Raw genomic sequence first — 15,768 nt, forward strand, 5'->3', positions numbered from 1 at the left:
GGCGAGGAGCGGAGCGACGAGCCGTCGTCGGCGTCTGGCGTGTCAGGAGTTGAACCCTGCAAGTCGCGCGCAACGAGCGAAGCGAGTGAGCACGTCTTGCTCCGGTTCAATTCCGCCCGAGCCCATTCGAGTGCCCGAGCCGGTTCTGCCGCCGACACGGCGAGGTTCCGGCTAAATGAGCTACTGCGCGGGGGCTGGGGCGTGGGTCGCCTCGGCGTACGGGAAGTTCTCGATCGTCTCCTCGCGGAACGCCTCCTCGTCGAAGGAGTATTCGCCGTCGAAGAAGTCCATCAGCGTGTGCGTGTCGCGCATCGCGTTCTTCAGGCACGTCGAGGCGCCGGGCGACGGCGTGATGTTGAAGATGATGTCCTTGCCGACGATCTTCGCCTCGCCCATGTCGAGCGAGCGCTTCTCGGTGTCGACGATCTGCGGGCGGACGCCGCCGTAGCCCTCGGCGCGCTCGATGTCGTCGAGCTCGACGCTCGGGACGACCTTCCGGACGTGCGGGAGGAACTGCTTGGGCCCGACGGACGGGAGGTCGTACACGAGGTTCCGCAGGACGTACGGCAGAAGGATGCGGTCGGCGAGGATGTTGGCGTAGCTGAGGAACGCCGCCACGTTGAGCCCGAACACGTCGAGGAAGTCGGGCACCGTCGAGATCCGCCCGCGTTCGAGCGTGGGGACGAGCTTCGCGGTCGGACCGAACCGCGTGACGTTGCCGTCGTGCACGTCGGCGTCGCCGTGGACGGCCGCGAAGGGGAGCTTCTTCATCTGCAGCGTGTAGACCTTCCCGTTCAGGAGGTCGTCGGCGAGGAAGAAACTGCCCGCGACGGGGAGCAGGACCTTGTTCTGGCCGTATCCAAGCTGCTTCGCCATCTGAAGGCTGTGGGAGCCGGCGGCGACGACGGCCGCCTCCGACTCGATAGTGCCGGCGGTCGTCTCGAACGAGTAGCCGTCGGGCGTCGGCTCGACGGATTCGACGGCCGTCCCGGTTCTCACGTCGACGGTCGCCTCCTCGCGGGCCTGCTCGACGAACGACTTCGTCGTCTCGCCGTAGTCGACGACGTAGCCGTCGGGCGTCTGCAGCGCGAACATCTCCGTGTCGGGGTCGCGTCCCTCAACGACCTTCGGCTCGATCTCGGCGATCTCGTCGCGGCCGATCGGCCGAAGCTTCGGGAAGAGGTCGCCGAATCCCTCGTCGTGGTACCGCTGCTCCAGCTTCTCGACCTCCTCGTCGCCGACCCCCAGCACCATCTTGCTGCGCTTGGCGTGCATCTCCCGGTCGGCGTCCTGGTTCTCGAGGTAGCCGGCGAGCAGCTCGGCGCCCTCCTTGACCTCCCCGGCCTTCTCCAGGGTGTAGTTGGTCTCGATGTCCCCGAAGTGAAGCGTCTGGGAGTTGTTCGTGTGGTGGGAGTTGATCGCGGCGATCTCCGGCTCCTTCTCGATCAGCGCGATCGACTCGATATCGGTGAACTTCGCCGTCGTGTACAACAGCGACGCACCGCTGATACCTCCGCCGACGATAACGAGGTCGTACGTGTCGGACATTGTGTGAAGGTGCTACCTACACTGCGATACTGGAGGCAGATAACTCATCTTCTTTGCGTCCGTCTTCGTCCCCCCGCCGTCGGCCACCGGACGGTGGTCCCTCGGCCGTATTCTCTCATATTTCGTCCGAGATACGATTTACACCGGTTCGAAGGAATCTTCTGTGTCAGCGGAATCCCTCCGGACGAACTATGAGTGACCGAGAGACGTGGACGTCACGAGTCGGCTTCATTCTCGCCGCCGTCGGCAGCGCGGTGGGGCTCGGAAACATCTGGTCGTTCCCCTTCCAGACCGCCTCCAACGGCGGTGCGGCGTTCCTCGTCGTGTACCTGTGTGCGGTGTTCCTGCTCGGGTTCCCCGTGATGCTCGGCGAGTTCGTCATCGGGCGACGGAGCGAACGAAACGCCGTCGAGGCGTTCCGGTCGCTCGGCTTCGGCGAGTGGTCGGTCGTGGGCGGCCTGGCGGTCGTCTCGTCGTTCGTGACGCTGGCGTTCTACAGCGTCGTCGGGGGGTGGGTGTTGAGCTACATCGTCGGCAGCGTCACCGGCGGCTACCTCGGCGACGCGGGCGCGTACTTCGGCGCCGTCTCCGCGGGTCCGATCGCCGTCGGCGCCCACGCGGCGTTCATGGCGCTGACGATCGGGATCGTCGCGCTCGGCGTCACCGACGGCATCGAGCGCGCGACGAAGCTGATGGTGCCCGCGATCTTCGTCCTCATGGGCGGGCTCGCCGTCTGGGTGAGTACCTTCGAGGGCGCGGCCGCGGGCTACGCGTACTATCTCTCCCCGGACGTGGGCGTGATCGCGGACAACATCGCCGGGATCGTTCCGCCGGCCGTCGGACAGGCGTTCTTCACGCTCTCGCTGGGGTTCGGCGTGATGATCGCCTACTCCTCGTATCTCGGACGGGACGACAGCCTCCCCGCGGACGGGTCGGCGATCGTCGTCGTGAACACGCTGGTCGCCCTCATCGCGGGCTTCGTCGTCTTCCCCGTGCTGTTCGCCATCGAGGGGTCGGTTCCGGACTCGGGCGGGGCCGGCACGGCGTTCACCGCACTCGCCGGCGCGTTCAGTCAGATCCCGGGCGGCCAACTCATCGGTCTCGGCTTCTTCGTCGTGCTCCTGTTTGCCGCGCTCTCCAGCTCGATCAGCCTCCTCGAGGTGCCGACGGCCTTCGTCGCCGACCGGACCGGGTACGATCGGACCGCGACCGCGGTGGGCCTCGGCGCGTTCGTCGCGCTCGCCGGCGTGCCCACCGCGCTCGACACCGGCATCCTCGGTTGGTACAACGACATCGTGTTCGAGCTCCTGTTGCCGCTTGCGGTGCTGTCCCTCTCGCTGTTCGTCGGCTGGGTCGCCGACGACCAACTGGCTGTGGAACTGAACCTCGGCAGCTCGTTCGGGAGCGGCTTCTCGACGGTCTGGCTGTGGTGGATCCGGATCGTCATTCCGGTCGCCATCGGGGGAACGCTGTTGCTCGGGATCCAGTCGCTGCTCGTGAAAGCGGGGATCCTCGCGGCCCCGATCGTCCTCGGGTAGCCGGTCGGTCCCCCGTAGGCTCGCCTCGACGACGCGCTGCCGTCCCCGTCTTAACTTCGGGTTACTTCGAGTTGAGTCGACTGAACAGCCACCCCTCCTTTTGTTCGTCGGGACGGTACGGGCGCTCGATGCACGAACGCATTCGCGGGGGGAAGCCACGATGAGCCTGAAGACCGTCGCGGTCGTCGGCGCCGTCGTCGCGGTCGTCGCCGTCGGCGGCGCGGCGGCGTTCATCGCCGGGATCGGGCCGCTGGGTGATCTCGGCGGCGGCCAGTCCGACACCGTGACGGAGACGCCGGAGTCGACCGGGACGGTGTACGACGGCTCGGGCGGATCGTCCGGCGGTGGCGACGGCGGAGGCGGCGAGGGTACCGCATCCGACGGGTCCGGCGGCGACTCGCTGCCGCCGTACACGTTCGCCGTCACGTCGATCGAGGAGTGCGGGCAGACCTGCCGGGACGTGACCGTTCGCCTCGACAACAACCGGGACGAGACGGCGACGGGGATCAGCGTGTACACGCGGATCTTCGCCGGCAACTCCACCGCCTCCAGCGACAAGGTGTGGGAGGAGAAGCGCGACGTGGGGAGCCTCGAGGCCGGCGGATCGACCACGGAGACGAGTCGCGTGAAGCTCTCGTACTCGGAGGGGTTCCAGATCCAGCAGGAGGACGGGTGGATCACGATCCTCACGACCGTCGAGTCGGACGACGTGACGATCACGTTCAAGGAACGACGCGACGTGCTGTGACCGCCACCCGACGTGGCGATTCGAAACGCTTTTTCATACTGCCGGGGTTCGTTGAGATGCGCCGCCTTAGCTCAGATTGGGAGAGCACTCGACTGAAGATCGAGCTGTCCCCCGTTCAAATCGGGGAGGCGGCATTTTCCGAACCATCGTCGCGAGCGAAGCGAGCGACCGGATTCGGAAAATCCATCGCGAGTCGATTTGAACACGAACGTCACAGCCCGCGCATCGACGGAGGAGCTGCCGTCCCCGTGAATCCGCTCCCGAATCGGGGATCAACGCTTTTGCACTGGTCGCCGAGCGTCTGTTCGAATGACCGACGACTCCGACTCCGAACTCGCTCGGCTGAAACGCCCGCTCCTGTACCTGATGAGTCTGCTCTACGTCGTGGCAGGCGTGGCGCACTTCCTCGCGCCGGCCCCCTTCGAACGGATCGTCCCCCGGGAGTTGCCCGCGTCGCGCGCGCTCGTATCCCTCTCCGGGTTCGCCGAGGTCGCGCTCGGGATCGGCGTGCTGATCCCGCGATCGCGCCGGATCTCTGCGAAGGGACTGATCCTGCTCCTGCTGGCTGTGTTCCCGGCGAACGTCAACATGGCCGTCCGCGACGTGGGCGCGAACCCCCTCCCCGAGCGCGCGGAGGGACTCTACGACGCGGCGCTGTGGATCCGACTCCCGCTCCAGGGCGTCCTGATCGCGTGGGCGTGGTGGTACGCGCGGGGTGACCCCGGAGCGTCGGCCTGACGCTGTCGCTCGGAGCACCCTCTCAGGCGGGTGGTCGTCCGGCCCCACGTCTCTTATCACCTCGCTCGCCGAAGGCGAGCCCGACCATGACGAAGCTCGCGATCACCCTCGATCGAGGCGAGGACTGGACGGTCGAGGAGTTCCGAGAGTACTACCGGGAGGAACACGCGCCCCTCGCGGCCGACCTGCCCGGACTCGAGCGGTACACCGTCTCGTTCCCGGCGGACCCCGAGTCGGCGTCCTACGACGCGCTCGCGGAGCTGTACTTCCCCGACGACGAGACCATGGCCGCGGCGTTCGACTCCGAACGCGGCCGGGAGGTGACCGCCGACGCCGAGACGTTCGCCGACATGGATGCCGCCGAGCGCGTCGTCCTCGACGAGGAAGTCGTCGTCGACTGACCGCGTCGTTCCCCACGAGAGGACCGTCGGCGACGGGAAGAGACGGATATATCGGGCGGTAGGAACCGACTCGGGGACGATCTCGGCGCCGCGAGTGGGTCGTTCACACGCGCGGCGGCGACTCGGAAGGGTTAACCGTCGTCCTCCGCTCGTGTCGTGTATGGCAACTGGGAAGGTCGACTTCTTCAACGACACCGGCGGCTACGGATTCATCGAGACTGAGGACGCGGACGAGGACGTTTTCTTCCACATGGAGGACGTCGGCGGCCCCGACCTGGAGGAAGGTCAGGAGGTCGAGTTCGATATCGAGGAGGCCGAGAAGGGCCCCCGCGCGAAGAACCTGCAGCGCCTGTAAGGCTTCGACGAGTCGGTCGCGAGACCGAGCCGCAGTTTTCACCGTTTTTCACCCGACAGCGAGCGACCGCGCCGCCGTTCGGTTCGGCCGAACGCGCCGGCGTCGGATCGCTCGCCAGCGGCACAGATGGCGACACCGACGCGTCGCCGGAGGGTCGCCGAAGCGTCGCCGGCGCGACACCGGGACATCGCCCGAGGATCGTCGGCGCGTCGCTTATTTCCGCCCGCGCCGAACCCGTCGACGTGAACACGGTTCGGCGACCGTCGCGTCGGCGGTGGTCGCGGTGACGGCGACGACGCTCCACGAGCCGGCCCACCGCGAGGCGCTGTGGGAGCTGGAGGCGGCGTTCGACCGCGGCGACCTGGTTACGCTGTTCGGCACCTGCACGGTCGAGTACGACGGCCGCGCCGCCTCCTCGCTGGGGCCGGGCGCCCGCCTGCTCGTGCTCAAGCCGGACGGCTCGGCGCTGGTGCACACCGACGAGGGGCGCACGCCGGTAAACTGGCAGCCGCCGGGGTGTGAACACCGCGCGGCGGTCCGCGACGGGCGGCTGCGAGTACGCAGCGTGCGTACGTCGCCCGCGGAGACGCTGGACGTGCGCTTCTCGGCCGTCGACCAGCTCGCCGCCTACGGCGTCACCGGCGGCCGGTCGGTCGAGGTCGTCGGCAGCGAGGCCGACCTCAAGCGGCGCGTCCTCGACGACCCCGAACTCGTCGAGCCGGGGTTCGAGCCGCTGGCGACCGAGCGAGCGTCCGACGCCGGACCGATCGACGTGTTCGGTCGCGACGCCGAGGGGCGGCCGGTCGTCGTGGAACTGAAGCGCCGACGCGTCGGCCCGGACGCGGCCGGCCAACTCGCGCGCTACGTCAACGCCGTCGAACGCGAGGAGCCCGACGGCACCGAGGTCCGCGGGGTGCTGCTCGCGCCGTCGATCACCGACCGCGCTCGCGACCTGCTCGACGACGAGGGGCTCGAACACGTCGCCGCGGGGCCGCCCGAGGGCGACGCGGCGGACGACCCCGCCGGCGACGACGCGTGACCTGCGAGCCACGGGTGGACACTCGACCGAGGCCGCGTCGGACCGATCCGATCGCCCGTGAGGAGCGGCCACACGCGCGGCGGGCGAAACGTAGGCTTTAACCACGCCACCGCCGTCGACTCTGACAAGTAACCATGTCCGACAAGCCGGCTTCCATGTACCGGAACATCGACAAGCCGTCGTACACGCGACGGGACTACGTCACCGGTATTCCGGGCTCGAAGATCGCACAGCACAACATGGGCGACCTCTCCTCCGACCCCGAGGACTACCCCGTTCACATCTCGCTGGTCACCGAGGAGGACGTCCAGATCCGCCACGGCTCGCTTGAGTCGGCGCGCCTGTCGGCCAACCGCCACCTCATCCGCGAGCTGGGCGAGGGTAACTACAAGATGGTCCTGCGGAAGTTCCCGCACCAGATCCTGCGCGAGAACAAGCAGGCGACCGGCGCGGGCGCGGACCGCGTCTCCGACGGGATGCGCCAGGCGTTCGGCAAGCCGGTCGGCACCGCAGCCCGCATGGGCGCCGGCGAGACCGTCTTCACGGCCTACGTCGACGTCGACCAGGCCGACGCCGTGAAGGAGGCGTACCGCCGCGCGTACAACAAGATGTCCCCGCCGTTCCGCGTCGTCGTGGAGAAGGGCGAGGACCTGCTCGTCCGGTAACTCGGACGCGTCGCGGTCGGAGCGGTCGTTCTCACCGCGTTCACCGTTCTCATCCTCGCGAGCGACGGCGCCGTCGTCCGCGACGGCCGGTTTTCCCGTCGACAAACGACAACCCGAATCCGAGTGAAAACGCCGTGCTTCGGCGGCGAAAACGCGAAACTCCGGCAGGTCTTTGGCCCGCGGGCGAGCATCCACACCACATGACAGGAGTACGAGTCGCGGGGGTCGGGCTGACGCCGTTCGGCGAGCACGCCGGGCGGACGGGCCGGGACCTGTTCGCGGAGGCGGCGCTCGCGGCGCTCGACGACGCCGGCGTCGCCGGCGACGACGTGGAGCACCTCAACTACGGCAACTTCATGGGCGCGCTCGCCGAGCGCCAGGGCCACCAGGCGCCGCTGATGGCCGAGGCCGCGGGGCTGCGCTGTGCGGGCACCCGGTACGAGGAGGCGTGCGCCTCCGCCGGCGTCGCCGTCCGCGAGGCGGTCCGCGCGGTCCGCTCGGGCGAGAACGACGTGATGCTCGCCGGCGGGATGGAGCGCATGACGAACCTCTCGACGGCGGAGGTGACCGAATCCCTGGCGGTCGCCGCCGACGAGCTGTTCGAGGTGCGCGCGGGCGTCACCTTCCCCGGCGCGTACGCGCTGATGGCGCGCGCCTACTTCGACGAGTACGGCGGCGGCCGCGAGGACCTCGCGCACGTGGCCGCGAAGAACCACGCCAACGCCGTGAACAACGAGTACGCGCAGTACCAGCGGGAGATCACCGTCGAGCAGGCGCTCGACTCGCCGGCGGTCGCCTCCCCGCTGCACCTGTTCGACGCCTGCCCGATCACCGACGGCGCGAGCGCGCTCGTGCTCGTCTCCGAGGAGTACGCCGAGGAACACGATCTGGACGCGCCGGTCGCGATCACCGGGACGGGACAGGGCGGCGACCGCGCCGCGCTCCAGGACCGCACCGACATGGCCCGGACGCCCGCCGCCGCCGACGCGGCCGCCGAGGCGTACGGCGACGCCGGTGTCGCCAGCGACGAGGTGGACGTGGCGGAGGTCCACGACTGCTTCACCATCGCGGAGGTGATGGCGCTTGAGGCGCTGGACTTCTTCGACCCCGGCGAGGGGATCGGCGCCGCGCGCCGCGGCGACACCACCCGCGACGGCGACCTCCCGGTGAACCTCTCGGGCGGGCTGAAGGCGAAGGGCCACCCGGTCGGCGCCACCGGCGGCTCGCAGATCGCCGAGATGACCCGCATCCTGCGCGGCGACCATCCCAACAGCGACGCCGTGCCCGACGCGACCGTCGGACTGACTCATAACGCCGGCGGGACGGTCGCCAGCGCCGTCGTCCACGTGCTGGAGGTGGCAGAATGAGCGACCCGGATCCGGACGCGCCCGCCGACACGGGCTACGACGAGTGGGCCGACGCGCTCGCCGAGGGCGGTTACTACATCGAGTGTGCGAACGGGCACGGGAACCTCCCGCCGCGGCGCGTGTGCCCCGACTGCGGGAGCACCGACCTCTCCGAGGAGCCGCTGCCCGACGTCGGCGCGGTCGCGACGTTCTCGGAGGTCCACGTCGCGCCCTCCGGCTTCGGCGAGGAGCCGCCGTACGTCACCGCTGTCGTCGATTTCGGCCCCGTCCGCGTCACGGGGATCGTCCGGGAGCTGTCGGCCGACGAGATCGAGATCGGGACCGCCGTGCGGCCGGACGTGGAGCACAACGACGCGACGGACAAGCGCCTGGTCGTGTTCCGGCCGGCGTAACCGTCGGGATCGCGTTCGTCCGTTCCGCCGGATCGCCGACCACCGACCGGGGAACTCAGAACTGATTCCCCGAGGGGAACACCTATGTCGGACAGCGACGCCCGCTCGCTCGTGTCCCTCCGGAACGCCGTCGGGGTGCCCGATCGGACGAACCGCCGGATCGCGGCCGAGCTGTCGACCCTCACCGCCGCGCTCGTCGGCCTGTCGCTCTGGCAGCGCGCCGTCTCGGCGGCGTTCGCGTCGTCCCCGCCGTTCGGCGGAGTGCTGGTGGGCGGCCTGGTCGCGGGCGGGGTCTTCGTCGCCGGCGTCGCGGCGTTCGCCGGCGCGTACGCGTCCGTCCGCGGGATCGGTCCCGGCGTCCGGCTCCCGTCGCGGCGCGATCTGCCGCTCGCGGCGGCCGCGGTCGCCGTTCCCGTCGCCCTCGTCGCCCTCACCGAACTCGTCGGCACGGTCACCGGCGTCCCGTACAACTCGTTGACGAAGACGTCCGTCGCCGCCGACGCGTCACTGACGCCGGTGGTGCTGGTGACGGCGGTCGGGGCCGTCGCCGCCGTCCCCGCCCTCGTGATCGTCTGTCACGTTCTCGTCCAGGGGAGCCTCGCACGTGCGGTCGACGACGGCACGGCCGTCGTCCTGACGACGCTCGTGGCCGGCTTCGTGCTGGTCGGCGGGACCGGCGGACTGGTCCCCGTCCCCGACACGGGCAAACTCGTCGGCGCGGTCCTGTTCACGCTCCTCGTAGGGGTCGGGGTGTTCGCGGCCGACCGCGTCGAGCGCGAGCGGGTCAAGTTCCTGGCGTACGTCCCGCTCCTGTCGTTCGGGGCGGTCGTTCTCCTCTCGGGGGTCGCCGGGATCGGGTCGGTCGCGGGCGGCATGTTCGCGGGCACCCGGCTCGCGGTTCTCGGCGTCGCCGCGTACACGTACGACCGCACCGACTCGCTGCTCGTTCCGGCGCTCGCGTACACCTCTCTGCTGGCAGCGGACCGAGCGGTGGTGGTCGTCCTCGAGGCGGGGATGCACAGCTGGTGAGGCCGCCGCGAACCCGGTATCAGCCGTGGCCGACGGACCCGCCGGTGGCTCTCGGGCCAGCGGTCGATGTATCGGGCGGCTACGCTCCCTCTCCCTGCTCGACGGTCACCGTCTCGTCGGGGCGGTCGCCGGCGACGACGCCGACGAACTGCTCGCCGAACTCCACGTGCGGGAGCAACATCGCGTCGTCGAACACGACCAGCTCGCAGCCGGCGGCGTCCGCGAGGTCACGCCCCTCGGCGAGCGGCGGGAGGTCGGCCTCCCGTCCCCACACGATCGTCGTCGGCGCCTCCAGCGCCGCGAGCGCGTCCGCGAGGTCCACGTCGCTGTTCAGGAACCCGGAGACGAACGACGCGGGGGCGAAGCGCGCGTTCTTCTGGTGGGTCGTGCGCCACTCGTAGTCGGGCCAGTCGTCGCCGGCCTTCTCGGGGTCCCAGTAGCCGTGGTCGGCGTTGAAGTAGGCGATGGAGGGCTTGGAGGCGAGCAGCCCGAAGACCGCCTCGCCGACGATCGGCGCCCGGATCAGCTCCCGCACCGCGGTCTTGGGCGGCTCGGGCCCCGCGACCGCGGTCGGGCACACGAGCGTGAGATCGGCGAGGTCGAGGCCGTCGGCGACGGCGGCGACGTACGCGCCCGTCAGCGACGAGGCGACCACGCGCGGCTCGTCGTACTCCGCGAGGAAGTCGCGGACGAAGTCCTCGTACAGCGCCGCCGAGTACCGCAGCGGCGGGCGATCGGAGCGCCCGAACCCGGGGAGGTCCGGGGCGACGACGTGGTACTCCTTCGAGAGCGCGGCGAAGACCTCGCGCCACTCGCCGGCGGAGCCGGCGGCGTTGATCCCGTGAAGGAGGACGAGCGTCTCGTCGTCCCCGTCGCCGGCCTCGGTGTAGGCGATGTCCATCCCGCGCCAGCGATAGGTGCGCTGGACGCCGCGAAGCGGCGGTTCGAGCTGACCCGCCTTCGCGCGCAGCGCGCGCGTCGCCGCGACTGTGATCCCCGCGCCCAGCGCGACGTACTTGATCGTCGAGGAGAGCTTCGATCGAAGAGTCATGGAGGATCGTAGGACCGCCGTGAACTTAGTTCGCGTGGCAGCCGACCGACATGGCGGTCCGCGCCGGCGACACGGCGATCGGACCCGCCGGCGACCCGATATCGACTCGACGACGACGCGACGACGACTCCGCGATGGACGGTCGATCGGTCGGCCGGGTCTCGCGGAGTTACAACGGCTCCTCGCCGTCGACGATCCGGAGACACCGCTGTGCCAACGCCGGCACCCGCGTCTCCATCGTCGGGTACAGGGGGTCGTCGCTGTTGCCCTCCAGGTATCGCCGGTAGAACATCTCCCCGAGGGCGGCGAGCTTGTACACCGCGAGCGTCCGGTAGAAGCGGTCGTGCTCGTAGGCGATCCCGGTCGCGTCCTCGTAGCGCGTGACGAGGTCTCGGCGGCTCGGGTACCCCTCGCGCTCCATGACCGTCGAGGTGAGTTCCGGCGTCGCCGGCGCGGGGTCGCCGGGGTCGCGCCAGAAGGAGAGCATCCAGCCCAGGTCCGTGAGCGGGTCGCCAAGCGCCGACAGCTCCCAGTCGAGGACGGCGACCAGCTCCGGCGGCGTTCCGGGCGCGAACATGACGTTGTCCAGCTTGTAGTCGCCGTGGACGAGCGCGTGCTCGTGGTCGGCTGGGACGTTCGCCTTCAGCCACTCGGTGACCTCGGCGATCTCGGGCACCTCACGGTCGTCGGCGGTCACCTCGAAGGCCCACTGGAACTGCTTCGCCCAGCGATCCACCTGCCGCTCGGTGAAGCCCGCGGGGCGGCCGAACTCGCCGAGGCCGACCGCACCGGGGTCGACCGCGTGGATCGCCGCGAGGGCGTCGACCAGCTCCCCCCCGACGCGACGGCGGTGCTCGGGCGCGGCGAAGCGCTCGGGTTCGTCATCGCGGAGCACGTCGCCCGGAGTGCGCTCCATCACGTAGAAGTCCGAGCCGAGCACGTCGTGGTCGTCGCACCCGAGCACCGTCTCCGGAAGCGGGACGCCGGTGTCCTGGAGCGCGTCCATCACGCGGTACTCCCGGAGCACGTCGTGGGCGGTCTCGGCGGTCTCGCCCGGCGGCGGCCGGCGGATCACGAGTTCGCGGTCGCCGTGGGTGACGAACAGGGTCTCGTTGGAGTGGCCCTCCGGGTGGCGGCGCACGTCGAACTCGTCGGCCGGGTCCAACTCGGCCGCGAGGTACGAGCGGAGGCGCTCGGGGTCGACGAGGCGTCGGACGTACGCCTCGGAGTCGTCGGACATGCGAGTCGGTTGCACACCGGCCACGAAAAACGCCGGGGGTCGCGAGCGCGCGGCCGTCGCCCCGCCCCGTCGGGCGGTTCGGGTTGACGGTTCGGGCGGGCGATTCTGGCGGGCGTTCGGGGGTAGTGTTTTGCCTCGGCGGTCGGACCCCGTGGTATGGAATACGACGACAGCGAGGCGGCGCGCGCGCTCGCCGAGCGAACCCGGGAGTTCGTCGACGAGGAGGTCATCCCCGTGGAACGGGAGGTGCTCGGGGACGGCCCCGTGAGCGACGAGCGGCTCGCGGAGCTCCGCGAGGCGGCCCGCGAGTACGACGTGTTCTGCCCGCAGATAGACGAGGAGTTCGGCGGCATGGGGATGGCCTTCCGCGACGTGCTCCCGATGTTCGAGCAGGCTGGACGGTCGCTGTTGGGCGCTGCGGCCTGCCGCGTCGACGCCCCCGACGAGGGGAACATGCACACCCTGGAACTGCTGGGCACCGACGAGCAGCAGGAACGGTGGCTCCGCCCGCTCGTCGCCGGCGAGGTCTCCTCCGGGTTCTCGATGACCGAGCCGATGCAGGGCGGCGGGTCGGACCCGAAGATGATCCGGACGACGGCCGAGAAGGAGGACGACGAGTGGGTCATCGACGGCCACAAGTGGTGGACCACCGGCGGCACCGAGGCGGACGTGCTCATCGTGATGGCGCGCACCGACCCCGACGCACACCCCTACGAGGGAACCTCGCTGTTTCTCGTCCCCGCGGACACGCCGGGCGTGAACGTCGTCCGCGACATCCCCCACGTCGGCGGCGGGGTGACCGGCGTCGGCCACGCGGAGATCGAGTACGACGGCGTCCGCGTCCCCGAGGAGAACCTCCTCGGGACCCTGAACGAGGGGTTCGCCCACGCACAGCAGCGTCTCGGCCCCGCCCGGCTCACGCACTGCATGCGATTCGCCGGGATGGCCGAGCGAGCGCTCGACGTGGCGAAGGCCTACACCAGCGAGCGCGAGGCCTTCGGCGGCCCGATCGCGGACAAGCAGGCCGTCCGCCACGACGTCGCCGACGCGGAGACGGAGCTGCACGCCGTGCGGACGATGGTGCGCGACGCCGCCGACCGGATCGACCGCGGCGAGGAGGCGCGCGTGCAGGTCGCGATGAGCAAGACGTTCGCCGCCAACACGGTCCAGGACATCGTCGACACCGCGCTCCAGCTGTGCGGCGCCAACGGTATCGGAAAGGACCTCCCGATCGGGGACTTCTACGAGTCGGTCCGACAGTTCCGCATCATCGACGGCGCCGACGAGGTCCACCGGCGCGTCATCGCCCGCGACGCCTTCTCGGACGTGGACGAGTCGGAGTTGGCGAACGCGACGCGCTACGGCGAACCGAACGGGTAGGGATCCGGCGAAAAACCGCCCCCGACCGGAAGCCGCCGCGGCCGAACCGTCGCCCCGATTTTTGTCCCCCGCGGGCGACGGGGCTTCCATGGTGACAGTCGACGCGGACCACGAGGCGTGGACGGCCGCCCAGTCGGAGACGACGGCGGTCGTCGACGGCCGGGAGCTGGACGTGGCGTACTACGAGGCCGGCCGCGACAACGGCGGTCCGCCGGCGATCTTCCTCCACGGGATCCCGACGTGGTCGTTCCTGTGGCGGGGGATCGCCCCCGCGGTCGCCGAGGACAGACACGTGATCGCCCCCGACCTCGTCGGCTACGGCAACTCCCAGCGTACCGACGACTTCGACCGGTCGATCCGCGCGCAGACGGGCGTGCTCGCCGAACTGATCGCCGACGCGGGGTACGAAGAGGTCGACCTCGTCGCCCACGACATCGGCGGCGGGGTCGCGCTGCGGTTCGCCGCCGCCCGCCCACGACAGGTGCGGAAGCTGGTGCTGTCGAACGCCGCGTGCTTCGACTCGTGGCCGGTCGAGTACATCAACTCCCTCGGCGTGCCCGGCGTCGTCGAGGGCTGGGACGACGCGGAGTTCGAGGAGAACATGGAGTTCCTGTTCGCCGAGGGCGCCCACGGCGACGCCGACCCGTCGTTCGTCGCGGGGATGCGGGCGCCGTGGGCCCGCGAGGGCGGCCGGCCGGCGCTTGCGCGGGCGGCGGTCGCGACGAACACCAACCACACGACCTGCATCAACTACGGGGCGATCACCGCCGAGACGCTGTGTCTGTGGGGCGCCGACGACGTGCTCCAGCCGATCGACAACGCAGAGCGCCTCGCCGACGCCGTCGCCGGCGACGCCGAGGTCGTCGGTCTCGACGACGCCTACCACTGGGTCACTCACGACCGCACCGAGGCGTACCGCGAGCGGGTGCGGACGTTCCTCGCGGACTGACCCGAACCCGTTCGCGGCGCTCGCGGACGGACGGGAACCGGCGGTGGCTATTTAGCGATGGAAACTCCAGAGCCGCCATGTCGTTCCAGCTTTCGAGCGAACAGGAGGCGATCCGCGACGTGGTCCGGGAATTCGGGGAAAACGAGATCCGACCCGTCGCGCGCGAACACGACGAGTCGCGCGAGTACCCGCACGACCTCGTCGAGCAGGCCGCACAGTACGACCTGGTGGCGCCGACGATCCCCGAGGAGTACGGCGGCGCCGGGATGGATCTCCTGACCTCGGCGGTCGTTACCGAGGAGCTGTGGCGCGCGGACCCCGGGATCGGCTCGGCCATCGGCTCGCGCGGCTTCGGCACGACGATGATCCGGGAGTTCGGCGACGAGTGGATGAAAGAAGAGTGGCTCCCGAAGGTCGCTGCCGGCGACGCGGCCACCTGCTCGTGCATCTCCGAGCCCGCGCACGGCTCCGACGTGGCGGGTATCGAGACCCGCGCGGAACTCGACGAGGAGGCCGGCGAGTGGGTGCTCGACGGCGACAAGATGTGGATCACGAACGGGACGATCGCCGACGTGGCGGTCGTGATGGCGAAGACCTCGCCCGGCGAGCGCCACCGGGGCATCACCGCGTTCCTCGTCGAGGCCGACCGCGACGGCTTCGAGCCGACGAAGATCGACAACAAGCTCGGTATCCGCGCCTCCGACCTCGCGGAGATCCGTCTCGACGACGTGCGCGTCCCCGAGGACAACGTGATCGGCGCGGTCGACCAGGGCTTCTACCAGCTGATGGCGTTCTTCGCCGGCGGGCGCACCTCCGTGGCCGCGCAGGCCGTCGGCGCCGCCCAGGGCGCGCTCGACGCCGCCGTCGAATACGCCGGCGAGCGCGAGCAGGGCGGCAAGACGATCCAGGAGTACCAGGCGATCTCCCACAAGCTCGCCGAGATGGCTACCGACGTGGAGGCGGCGCGGTCGCTGACGTACCGCGCGGCGTCGGTCGTCGACGCGGACGGCAACGACCAGCTGGCCGCGAAGTTCGCGTCGATGGCGAAGCTGTTCGCCTCCGAGCGCGCCGTCGAGGTCGCCGACGAGGGGATCCAGGTCCACGGCGGCGCCGGCTTCGTCACGGACCACCCCGCCGAGCGCTTCTACCGCGACGCACGGATCACGAAGATCTACGAGGGGACCTCCGAGATCCAGAAGAACATCATCTCGGATCAGCTGCTGTGAGCGCGCGAGGAGGGAGCGGTCAGACGGACGGTCGCAACGGTTCGTCGGCACGTTCGCGGACGAGTGCCGCCCGGCATCGGCCGGGGAGCATCAGCCTCAGAC

General features: G+C 70.1%; 16 protein-coding genes and 1 tRNA gene. 14 read left to right on the forward strand and 3 right to left on the reverse strand.

All coding sequences use genetic code 11. The annotated features are described in order from the left end of the window. Positions 1 to 180: 180 nt before the first annotated feature. Positions 181 to 1,548 (reverse strand): FAD-dependent oxidoreductase, encoded by a 1,368-nt coding sequence (locus K6T50_RS13505; RefSeq protein ID WP_222607095.1) that lies wholly within the window; start codon positions 1,546 to 1,548, stop codon positions 181 to 183. A gap of 191 nt (positions 1,549 to 1,739) precedes the next feature. Between K6T50_RS13505 and K6T50_RS13510 the strand changes: the two genes are divergently transcribed. From K6T50_RS13510 to K6T50_RS13560, 11 genes are all read left to right on the forward strand, one after another. After that, positions 1,740 to 3,086, forward strand: coding sequence for a sodium-dependent transporter (locus tag K6T50_RS13510; protein ID WP_222607096.1), 1,347 nt, complete (start codon positions 1,740 to 1,742; stop codon positions 3,084 to 3,086). Between the two features lie 160 nt (positions 3,087 to 3,246). Beyond that, complete coding sequence (locus K6T50_RS13515; protein ID WP_222607097.1) at positions 3,247 to 3,834, forward strand: hypothetical protein; 588 nt, start codon at positions 3,247 to 3,249, stop codon at positions 3,832 to 3,834. 60 nt (positions 3,835 to 3,894) lie between these two features. Further along, positions 3,895 to 3,968: transfer RNA gene (locus K6T50_RS13520), tRNA-Phe, on the forward strand. 175 nt (positions 3,969 to 4,143) lie between these two features. Then, positions 4,144 to 4,572: a DoxX family protein gene (locus tag K6T50_RS13525; RefSeq protein ID WP_222607098.1), complete on the forward strand. Its 429-nt coding sequence runs from the start codon at positions 4,144 to 4,146 to the stop codon at positions 4,570 to 4,572. 86 nt (positions 4,573 to 4,658) lie between these two features. Beyond that, entirely contained in the window at positions 4,659 to 4,973 is a 315-nt protein-coding gene (locus tag K6T50_RS13530; RefSeq protein WP_222607099.1) for an EthD family reductase, read from the forward strand. A 160-nt stretch (positions 4,974 to 5,133) separates the two neighbouring features. Beyond that, entirely contained in the window at positions 5,134 to 5,328 is a 195-nt protein-coding gene (locus tag K6T50_RS13535) for a cold-shock protein (protein ID WP_073307057.1), read from the forward strand. Between the two features lie 283 nt (positions 5,329 to 5,611). Continuing rightward, the gene (gene nucS, locus K6T50_RS13540; protein WP_222607100.1) at positions 5,612 to 6,367 is read left to right on the forward strand and encodes an endonuclease NucS; all 756 of its coding nucleotides are present in this window, start codon (positions 5,612 to 5,614) and stop codon (positions 6,365 to 6,367) included. Between the two features lie 134 nt (positions 6,368 to 6,501). After that, positions 6,502 to 7,032, forward strand: coding sequence for a 50S ribosomal protein L16 (locus K6T50_RS13545; RefSeq protein WP_222607101.1), 531 nt, complete (start codon positions 6,502 to 6,504; stop codon positions 7,030 to 7,032). A gap of 200 nt (positions 7,033 to 7,232) precedes the next feature. Then, entirely contained in the window at positions 7,233 to 8,399 is a 1,167-nt protein-coding gene (locus K6T50_RS13550; protein WP_222607102.1) for a thiolase domain-containing protein, read from the forward strand. Further along, entirely contained in the window at positions 8,396 to 8,791 is a 396-nt protein-coding gene (locus K6T50_RS13555; RefSeq protein WP_222607103.1) for a Zn-ribbon domain-containing OB-fold protein, read from the forward strand. The genes K6T50_RS13550 and K6T50_RS13555 overlap by 4 nt, the downstream gene beginning before the upstream one ends. Before the next feature lie 84 nt (positions 8,792 to 8,875). Further along, complete coding sequence (locus K6T50_RS13560; RefSeq protein WP_222607104.1) at positions 8,876 to 9,820, forward strand: hypothetical protein; 945 nt, start codon at positions 8,876 to 8,878, stop codon at positions 9,818 to 9,820. 79 nt (positions 9,821 to 9,899) lie between these two features. On the opposite strand, the gene K6T50_RS13565 is transcribed toward K6T50_RS13560, so the two are convergent. Then, positions 9,900 to 10,871: an alpha/beta fold hydrolase gene (locus tag K6T50_RS13565; protein WP_222607105.1), complete on the reverse strand. Its 972-nt coding sequence runs from the start codon at positions 10,869 to 10,871 to the stop codon at positions 9,900 to 9,902. A 169-nt stretch (positions 10,872 to 11,040) separates the two neighbouring features. Then, entirely contained in the window at positions 11,041 to 12,111 is a 1,071-nt protein-coding gene (locus tag K6T50_RS13570; protein ID WP_222607106.1) for a phosphotransferase family protein, read from the reverse strand. 156 nt (positions 12,112 to 12,267) lie between these two features. On the opposite strand from K6T50_RS13570, the gene K6T50_RS13575 reads away from it, so the two are divergent. The 3 genes from K6T50_RS13575 to K6T50_RS13585 all read left to right on the forward strand — a co-directional run bounded on the left by K6T50_RS13575 (position 12,268) and on the right by K6T50_RS13585 (position 15,666). Beyond that, positions 12,268 to 13,491 (forward strand): acyl-CoA dehydrogenase family protein, encoded by a 1,224-nt coding sequence (locus K6T50_RS13575; RefSeq protein ID WP_222607107.1) that lies wholly within the window; start codon positions 12,268 to 12,270, stop codon positions 13,489 to 13,491. 88 nt (positions 13,492 to 13,579) lie between these two features. After that, on the forward strand, positions 13,580 to 14,440 hold the full coding sequence (locus K6T50_RS13580) for an alpha/beta fold hydrolase (RefSeq protein WP_222607108.1): 861 nt from the start codon (positions 13,580 to 13,582) through the stop codon (positions 14,438 to 14,440). Positions 14,441 to 14,517: 77 nt separating this feature from the next. After that, a complete protein-coding gene (locus K6T50_RS13585; protein WP_222607109.1) occupies positions 14,518 to 15,666 on the forward strand; it encodes an acyl-CoA dehydrogenase family protein in 1,149 nt (382 codons plus the stop codon). Positions 15,667 to 15,768 lie beyond the last annotated feature (102 nt).

It is taken from the genome of Halobaculum magnesiiphilum, assembly GCF_019823105.1.
GTDB lineage: Archaea > Halobacteriota > Halobacteria > Halobacteriales > Haloferacaceae > Halobaculum > Halobaculum magnesiiphilum.

Bases quoted from the DNA above. Each gene is read 5' to 3' on its own strand.
- K6T50_RS13505 (WP_222607095.1), bottom strand. From the start codon at position 1,548: ATGTCCGACACGTACGACCTCGTTATCGTCGGCGGAGGTATCAGCGGT.
- K6T50_RS13510 (WP_222607096.1), top strand. From the start codon at position 1,740: ATGAGTGACCGAGAGACGTGGACGTCACGAGTCGGCTTCATTCTCGCC.
- K6T50_RS13515 (WP_222607097.1), top strand. From the start codon at position 3,247: ATGAGCCTGAAGACCGTCGCGGTCGTCGGCGCCGTCGTCGCGGTCGTC.
- K6T50_RS13525 (WP_222607098.1), top strand. From the start codon at position 4,144: ATGACCGACGACTCCGACTCCGAACTCGCTCGGCTGAAACGCCCGCTC.
- K6T50_RS13530 (WP_222607099.1), top strand. From the start codon at position 4,659: ATGACGAAGCTCGCGATCACCCTCGATCGAGGCGAGGACTGGACGGTC.
- K6T50_RS13535 (WP_073307057.1), top strand. From the start codon at position 5,134: ATGGCAACTGGGAAGGTCGACTTCTTCAACGACACCGGCGGCTACGGA.
- K6T50_RS13545 (WP_222607101.1), top strand. From the start codon at position 6,502: ATGTCCGACAAGCCGGCTTCCATGTACCGGAACATCGACAAGCCGTCG.
- K6T50_RS13550 (WP_222607102.1), top strand. From the start codon at position 7,233: ATGACAGGAGTACGAGTCGCGGGGGTCGGGCTGACGCCGTTCGGCGAG.
- K6T50_RS13555 (WP_222607103.1), top strand. From the start codon at position 8,396: ATGAGCGACCCGGATCCGGACGCGCCCGCCGACACGGGCTACGACGAG.
- K6T50_RS13560 (WP_222607104.1), top strand. From the start codon at position 8,876: ATGTCGGACAGCGACGCCCGCTCGCTCGTGTCCCTCCGGAACGCCGTC.
- K6T50_RS13565 (WP_222607105.1), bottom strand. From the start codon at position 10,871: ATGACTCTTCGATCGAAGCTCTCCTCGACGATCAAGTACGTCGCGCTG.
- K6T50_RS13570 (WP_222607106.1), bottom strand. From the start codon at position 12,111: ATGTCCGACGACTCCGAGGCGTACGTCCGACGCCTCGTCGACCCCGAG.
- K6T50_RS13575 (WP_222607107.1), top strand. From the start codon at position 12,268: ATGGAATACGACGACAGCGAGGCGGCGCGCGCGCTCGCCGAGCGAACC.
- K6T50_RS13580 (WP_222607108.1), top strand. From the start codon at position 13,580: ATGGTGACAGTCGACGCGGACCACGAGGCGTGGACGGCCGCCCAGTCG.
- K6T50_RS13585 (WP_222607109.1), top strand. From the start codon at position 14,518: ATGTCGTTCCAGCTTTCGAGCGAACAGGAGGCGATCCGCGACGTGGTC.